Genomic DNA, 7,925 nt, shown 5'->3' on the forward strand with positions numbered 1-7,925 from the left:
AACGCTACGCGCTCGCGGCGCGCGCCACCTGCGCACTGGCGCGGCGCTCGGCCAACACCGGACGCACCAGACTCCAGATCAGCGCCACGCCGACCAGATCGCCCAAGCCGAGCGCCACGAAGAACGGCGCATAGCCGATGGTCATGACGAGCGCGCCCATCACGAGGGTAAAGCCGAGGTTGCCGATGCCAGCGCTGAGCGCCGCAAAACCTGTGACGGTCGCCACCTCATGACGCGGAAACAGATCCGCGGACATTGAGATCACCGTGACCGACAGCGTCTGGTGTGCGAAGCCGCCGAGGCACAGCAGGAAGATCGCCATGGCCGGATCTTTCACATAGCCGACGCCTGCCATGGCCGTCATCAGCAGCGCCCCGAACGTGAAGACGACCCGCTTGCCGTTGATGATCGAGAGATTGAAGTGCCGGTTCAGAAAGAACGACACGGAGCCGCCCATCAGGCAGCCGATATCGGCGGCGACAAACGGCAGCCACGCGGTCATCGCAATCGCTTTCAGATCGAAGCCGCGTGCCTGATGCAGATACAGCGGCATCCAGAACACCAGCGTGCCCCACACGGGATCGGCAAAGAAACGCGGCAGCGCGATGCCCCAGAAATTACGCGAGCGGAAAATCTCGCGCAGACTCGGCTTCGAACCATCTTCGGCGAGGCCAAGCGCGTTGCCGTCGACGATATACGCGGCTTCGCGCTCGCTTAGCGCGGAGTGCGCGCTGGGATGACGATAGAAGGCGATCCACAGGACCGCCCAGATAAAACCGATACCGCCTGCGATCACGAAGGCGGCTTGCCAGTTGTATCGCAGGATCGACCACGCGATCAGCGGCGGTGCGGCAATCGCACCAATCGACGTGCCGATGTTGAACACGCCCGCGGCAATCGCACGTTCGCGCAGCGGAAACCAGAACGCCGCGAGCCGCATGCCGGCCGGAATAAACGATGCTTCGACGAGGCCGAGCATGCCGCGCAAAACGAACAGGCCGACCCAGCCAGTAGCAAAGCCGTGCGCCATGCAGATCAGCGACCACGCGAGGCCGCACACCAGAAAACCAAAACGCAGGCCGATGCGGTCCATCAGGTAACCGGTCAGCGGCCCACCCAGGGGGTACATGACGAGAAAGGCGCCGGTAATCCAGCCGTACTGACTGGTGGAGATGTGCAGGCTTTGCATGACCGTCGGCGCGGCGATGGCGAGCGAGCTGCGCGCCAGATAGTTCATGACCGTGCCCAGCGACAGCAAAGCAATCATCCACCAGCGCAGCCCTCTTACCTTGATTCCCATGATGGCGTCTCTCTCCAGTCGATATGGTTTTTAAAAGCGGCCAACGCATGTCGATACCGCTCGCGGCGCGGTAGACATCGTATGTCCGTCAACCTATCTGGATCAAGAAGGAGATTACGGGTGTTTACCCGGTGCTCGGCGCAAAGCCATGATATGACGGGAAAATAAGGCCGCGCATGACGTTCTTTTCGCGCTGGAGTCCGTCAATTGTTCCACCTAGTTGTACGACAACTAACAGCATGAGATTGCGCTAACGACCTGGCCCACTCCCTCCCGCGATGTCAAAACCATAAAAAATGCTTAATCGGTCTGGCGATGCCGCGTTACGTCGCCTCACCCATCATGCGTTCAAGGCCCCAGCGTCGCCCACGGGCTGCCCACGACTCGACTCCCTTGTATTTTGAACGGCACCCAATGAACGCCATCGTCCTTGTCGCGTTACGCAGACCTTTGACTTTTGTAGTGATGAGCATCCTGATCGTGCTGTTCGGCGGTATGGCGGTGCTCAGGACCCCGACCGACATTTTTCCGAACATCCGTATTCCGGTAGTGGCTGTGGTCTGGACCTACAACGGTCTGACGCCGCAGGACATGTCCGGCCGCGTGATCTACTACTACGAGCGCTCGCTCACCTCGACCGTCGAGAACATCGAGCATATCGAGAGTCAGTCGCTCTACGGGCGCGGCATCGTCAAGGTGTTCCTGCAACCGGGCACCAACGTCGCCGCAGCGCAGGCGCAGATCACCGCGGCCTCGCAGACCGTGCTCAAGCAGATGCCCGCCGGCATCACGCCGCCGCAAATCCTTTCGTATAACGCTTCCTCGGTGCCGGTGCTGGACCTGCAGGTGTCGGCGGCCGGCATGACCGCGGCGCAGGTCTACGACATGGCGTCCAATCTGATCCGTCCGCAACTGGTCGCCGTGCCGGGTGCTGCGATTCCAACCCCGTATGGCGGCGCCTCGCTGAACGTCGAGATCGATCTTGATCAGACCAGGCTGCTCGCGCACGGCCTGTCGGCGGTCGACGTGGCGCACGCGCTCAGCTCGCAGAACGTCGTGCTGCCAGCCGGCGACCAGAAGATCGGCGCGCTCGACTTCATGGTCGAGACCAACGCGAGCCCAATCGCCGTTTCCACCTTCAACAACCTGCCGATCAAGACTGTCAACGGCGCGACCGTTTATCTGCGCGACGTGGCCTATGTGCACCGGGGCTCGCCACCGCAGATCAACGCAGTGCTCGTGAAAGGCAAGCAGGCGGTGCTGATCCAGATCCTGAAGAGCGGCGATGCCTCGACGCTCGCGGTGGTGGACGGCATCAAGAAAGCACTGCCAGGTATTATCCGAACGCTGCCACCCGGCGTGAAAATCACCACGCTCAACGACGCCTCGGGTTTTGTGCGCGACTCGGTGGATGAAGTGGTGCAGGAGATGATCACCGCCGCCATCCTGACCGGCCTGACGGTGCTGCTGTTTCTCGGCAGTTGGCGCTCGACGCTGATTGTCGCCACCTCGATCCCACTCGCCATTCTGTGTTCGGTGCTGGTGCTCTCGTGGCTCGGTCAGACCATCAACGTGATGACGCTCGGTGGACTGGCGCTAGCCGTGGGGATTCTCGTGGATGACGCCACCGTCATGATCGAGAATATCGACTCGCATCTGGAGGCGGGTGCGGAACTGGAGCCTGGCATCATCGACGCGGCCAACCAGATTGTCGTACCCACGTTCGTGGCGACGCTATGCATCTGCATCGTCTGGCTGCCGTTGTTCCAGTTGAGCGGCGTAGCAGGCTATCTGTTCCTGCCGCTTGCCGAAGCCATCATCTTCGCGATGATCGCCTCGTTCATCCTCTCGCGTACGCTCGTGCCGACCATGGCGGCCTATCTGCTGCGCGGCCAGGTGGAAGCGCACAAGCACGGGCATGCCCCCAACCCGGGACCGTTCACGCGCTTTCAAAGGGGCTTCGAACGCCGCTTCACCCGTTTTCGCAATCAGTACAAGGTTTTGCTGACCGGCATCGTGGCGCACCGAGGACGCTTCATCGCGATCTTCGTGGCGGGCTCGTTCGCTTCGCTCGGTCTGCTCGGCTTTCTCGGCCGCGATTTCTTTCCGAGCATCAAGTCGGGTGAGATCGACATGCATATGCGTGCGCCGGTCGGCACCCGTCTCGAGGAAGCGTCGCGGCTCGCCGTGCTGGTGAACGCCTCGATCCGCGAAATCCTGCCTGGCGAAGTGACCAACGTCCTCGACAATTGCGGCCTGCCTGCCAGCGGCATCAACGAGGCCTACAACTCGACGGGGACGATCGGTCCGCAGGATTGCGACATCACGATCAGCCTGAAGAACGACCGCTCGCCCGTCGACGATTACCGGTTCAAACTGCGCCGTCAGTTGCCACTGATGTATCCGGGTACTGCTTTCACATTCCTGCCGGGCGACATCACCGCCAAGATTCTCAACTTCGGCTTGCCGGCACCGATCGACGTGCAGGTTGCCGGCCGCGGGCAAGCTGCGAACTTCGCCTACGCACAGGAACTGGCCGCGCGCATCCGGCGCATTCCTGGCAGCGCCGACGTCAACATCCAGCAGGCGTTCGACGAACCCACGCTGAAGATCGCAGCGTCACGCTCGTTCGCTTCAGGGATCGGGCTGACCGAAGCGGATATCGCCAACAACACGCTCGCCACCTTGTCGGGCAGCGGTCAGACGGCGCCGACGTATTGGCTCGACACCTCGAGCGGGGTCTCGCACCTCGTCAACCTGCAGACGCCGCAGGATCAGCTAAGCTCGATGAACGATCTGGAGACCATACCGATCGACAAAGGCGACGGCGATCCAAACGACCACGGCGTGCAACTGCTCGGCGCACTCAGCACTATCAGCCAGACCGGCACCCCGCTGCTGGCCTCGCACTACAGCATCCTGCCCGCCATCGACATCTTCGTAAGCAACCAGCGGCGCGATCTCGGTGCAGTTCATGACGCGGTCGAGAAAGTGGTTGCCGATATGGCCGATCAGGTGCCGCACGGCGCGTCGGTCCACCTGCGCGGCCAGGCGCAGACCATGAGCAGCGCCTATTCGCAGTTGCTGGAAGGACTCGCGCTGTCGATCCTGCTCGTGTACCTCGTCATCGTCGTCAACTTCCAGTCGTGGCTCGACCCGTTCATCATCATCACCGCGTTGCCCGCGGCGCTCGCTGGGATTGTCTGGAGCCTGTTCCTGACGCACACCACGCTGTCGGTGCCGGCCCTCACCGGCGCCATCATGTGTATGGGCACGGCGACGGCCAACTCGATTCTGGTGGTGTCGTTCGCCCGCGAACATTTCGCAGTCCACGGCGACCCTGTCGCGGCCGCTATCGAAGCCGGCTTTGCCCGTATCCGCCCGGTCCTGATGACGGCGCTCGCCATGATCATCGGCATGTTGCCGATGTCCTTCAGCAATACCCAGAACGCCCCGCTGGGACGCGCCGTGATCGGCGGCCTGCTGGTCGCCACCGTTGCCACCTTGCTATTCGTACCTTGCGTGTTCGCGCTGCTGCATCGCGACCGGAAGACCCAGACAGACAGGGAACTGCACGCATGAACACCCTTCGAGATCTCTCCCTCCCTGGCCGTCCCAAAGTGCGGCTGCTGACCGGGATCGGCCTGCTGGTCGCGCTTGGCCTGGTGGCGCTCGGCATCGTCCAGCGGCACGACAACCTTGCCGATCTGCGCGACGTCGCCAACGAGGATTCGGTGCCACCCGTGCAGGTGATGTCGCCGATGCCCGGACCCGCCTCGCGCACCATGACACTGCCCGGCAACATCCACGCCTGGTACTCGGCGCCGATCTACGCGCAGGTGTCCGGCTATGTGTCGAAGTGGTACAAGGACTACGGTGCGGTGGTGAAGGCGGGCGAGCTGCTCGCGACCATCGATGCGCCCGCTGTCGACGAGCAATACGAAAGCGCCCAGGCGAATCTCGATGTCGCCCGCACCAACTACAACCTCGCGGTGGTCACGGCCAAACGCTGGACCGCCTTGCAGGGGACGGAGGCAGTCTCGCAGCAGGAAGTGGATGTGCAGGTGGCGAATGCTGCTGCACAGAAGGCCCAGGCACGCGCAGCGGAGCACCAGGTCGCGCGTTTCAAGGTGCTCGAAGGTTTCAAGGCGATCGTTGCACCGTTTGACGGCGTGGTGACGTCGCGCAACACGGACGTCGGCAACTACGTCAATGCAGCCGGTGGCGACGTCAGCTCACAAGGTGCGGCCGACGAACTGTTCAGCGTCTCCGATATCCACGAGATGCGCGTGTTCGTCTCGGTGCCACAGGACTATTCCTCGATCCTCAAACCCGGCCTGACCGCCACGCTTTCGCTACCGCAGTATCCGGGCCGCAGATTCGAGGCCACCTTCGACACCACCGCGAATGCCTTTAACCCGCAGACGCGTACGGTCGTGACCGAGCTGCTGGTCAAGAACCCCGATCACCTGATCTGGCCTGGCACGTATGCGGACGTGCATTTCGTCATGCCATCCGATCCGAACGTGCTGATCATCCCGGAACAGGCGTTGCTGTTTCGCGCGGAAGGCATGCAGGTCGCGCTGGTTGGGGCCGACAACAAGGTTCATCTGCAGGACGTCAAGCTCGGCCTCAACCTCGGGCAGACCGTGCAGGTGGTCTCCGGTCTGACGCGTAGCGACCGGTTGATCGTCAATCCCTCGGCCGGGATTCTTGAGGGCGAGAGGGTGCGAATCGTCAGCGGTGCGCCTGGCGTCGCGCTCTCGCCGCAGTTCCAGGCCGCCGCCCCGGTCCCCGCCAACCTGAGCGCCGAGCAGCGCGCCAAGGTTGAGGCCGCACGCAATGATTCGGGGAAATGATGCGCGGTCTTAATCGACAATCTGGTCGTCAATCTAGCCGCTTATTTGGCCACCACATTCGCCGCGCGGGGCCGATAGCCTGCCTGGCACTGCTCACCGTCCTTTCGGGCTGCGATCTTGCGCCCACCTATGCGCCGCCCAAAACAATCTTGCCGGCCGACTATCGCGGCTCGGGGCCGTTCGTCGAAGCGACTCCGCAAGATCAGCTCGCACGCGGCCCATGGTGGCAGATGTTCGACGACCCCGAACTGGATCGCCTTGAGGCTCAACTCGATACGGCCAACCCCGATCTGCTGGCCGCGCAGGAAACCTACACCCAGGCGCGGGACGTCGTCGGCGAGGCTCAATCGGGCCTGTTTCCGCAATTGAACTCGCAGGCGTTCGTCAGCCAGAACGGAGAATCTGCACACACGCTGTTTCATAGCAGCACTGGCCCCAATCACGAGCAATCGAATGGCTACGGCGCCGCAGCCACCTGGGAGCCGGACTTCTGGGACGAGATCCGCAATAGCGCGAAGTCGGCGAAGGAGAGCGCACAGGCCACGGCGGCGCAAGTTGCTTCGGCCCGGCTTAGCCTCGAGATGGAGCTGGCCGGCGACTACATGGCCGCGCACGGCCTCGATACCGAGCATGCGGCCTATCAGCAGGCCATCGGTTCGTATCAGGACGCGGTCAAGATTACGCAGATGCGCTATGCCGGCAAAATCTCCTCGGGCCTTGACGTCGAACGTGCCCGGAATCAGCTTGCTTCGGCACAAGCCATGGATACCGACGTCGAAGCACAACGCGCCGTTCTCGAACATGCGATCGCCGTATTGAGCGGCGCCAACCCCAGCACGTTCAGCTTGCCGGTGCGCACCGACGCCCACATTGCGCTACCGGAGATTCCGGCGGGCGTGCCCTCGGCACTGCTGCAACGGCGCCCCGATATTGCCCAGGCCGAGCGCGCCATGGCCGCTGCCAACGCGGCGATTGGCGTCTCGCGAGCGGCCTTCTATCCGAACATCCGCCTCAACGCGGTGGGCGGTTTCGAGGACACGGGCTTCGCCCTCGCCTCGCTGCCCAATACGCTGTGGGCCGTGGGTGCGTCGGCAATGCTGCCGCTATTCGAAGGGGGGTTGCGTAAGGCCGAGGTGCAAGCGAGCTGGTCCAGGTTTGCCCAGACCGGCGACAACTACCGGGCAACCGTGCTCACTGCGTTCAAGCAGGTCGAAGACAATCTGGTGTTGACCAGCAAACTCTCTACCGAGGCAGCCCAACAAGAGGCCGCTCTGCAGGCAGCCCTCAAGGTGCAAAGCATTTCCATGAGCCTGTACCGGGATGGTCTGGACAACTACCTGAATGTCACCGTGGCCCAGATTGCGGCGCTGACCGCGCAGATCACAGCAGTGCAGGTGCAAACGCGGCGCCTGCAGACCGCAGTGGCACTCACCGGCGCCCTGGGCGGTGGCTGGAGCACAGCAGACCTGCCCACTGCCGATCAGACCCGGCCGTTCAATCCATTGAGTCTGGGCACCGCGCCCGGCGATGTGCATGAGCCGCAATAGACCTGCATTTGCCTATCCAGGTAGCGTTGATGTGATTTAAATATCTCTTCATTTTCATGCACCCGATGCGATAAATCGCCCGCTTTATTCTGTATCTAACCGGCAGATGCAGCGGCAAATGCAGCGGTAAATACAGCACGTTTCCGTTGTATCGCCGGGCCGCCTAAAGCCATATATGCATGGAGATGAAACGATGAAACTCATGACACTCGCCGCACT

Annotated in this window: 4 protein-coding genes; 3 read left to right on the plus strand and 1 reads right to left on the minus strand. The window is 62.4% G+C overall.

The annotated features are described in order from the left end of the window. Positions 1–4: 4 nt before the first annotated feature. On the minus strand, positions 5–1,300 hold the full coding sequence (locus M0954_RS23430; RefSeq protein ID WP_297355794.1) for an MFS transporter: 1,296 nt from the start codon (positions 1,298–1,300) through the stop codon (positions 5–7). Between the two features lie 414 nt (positions 1,301–1,714). Here M0954_RS23430 and M0954_RS23435 point away from each other — a divergent pair, with 414 nt between their 5' ends. The 3 genes from M0954_RS23435 to M0954_RS23445 are packed head-to-tail and all read left to right on the plus strand — an operon-like array spanning position 1,715 to position 7,706. Continuing rightward, complete coding sequence (locus M0954_RS23435; RefSeq protein WP_297355796.1) at positions 1,715–4,882, plus strand: efflux RND transporter permease subunit; 3,168 nt, start codon at positions 1,715–1,717, stop codon at positions 4,880–4,882. Next, on the plus strand, positions 4,879–6,159 hold the full coding sequence (locus M0954_RS23440) for an efflux RND transporter periplasmic adaptor subunit (protein WP_297355798.1): 1,281 nt from the start codon (positions 4,879–4,881) through the stop codon (positions 6,157–6,159). Before M0954_RS23435 ends, M0954_RS23440 begins: the two co-directional genes overlap by 4 nt. Then, on the plus strand, positions 6,159–7,706 hold the full coding sequence (locus M0954_RS23445; RefSeq protein WP_297355800.1) for an efflux transporter outer membrane subunit: 1,548 nt from the start codon (positions 6,159–6,161) through the stop codon (positions 7,704–7,706). Before M0954_RS23440 ends, M0954_RS23445 begins: the two co-directional genes overlap by 1 nt. Positions 7,707–7,925 lie beyond the last annotated feature (219 nt).

Source organism: Paraburkholderia sp., from assembly GCF_026225065.1.
Classification (GTDB): Bacteria; Pseudomonadota; Gammaproteobacteria; order Burkholderiales; family Burkholderiaceae; genus Paraburkholderia.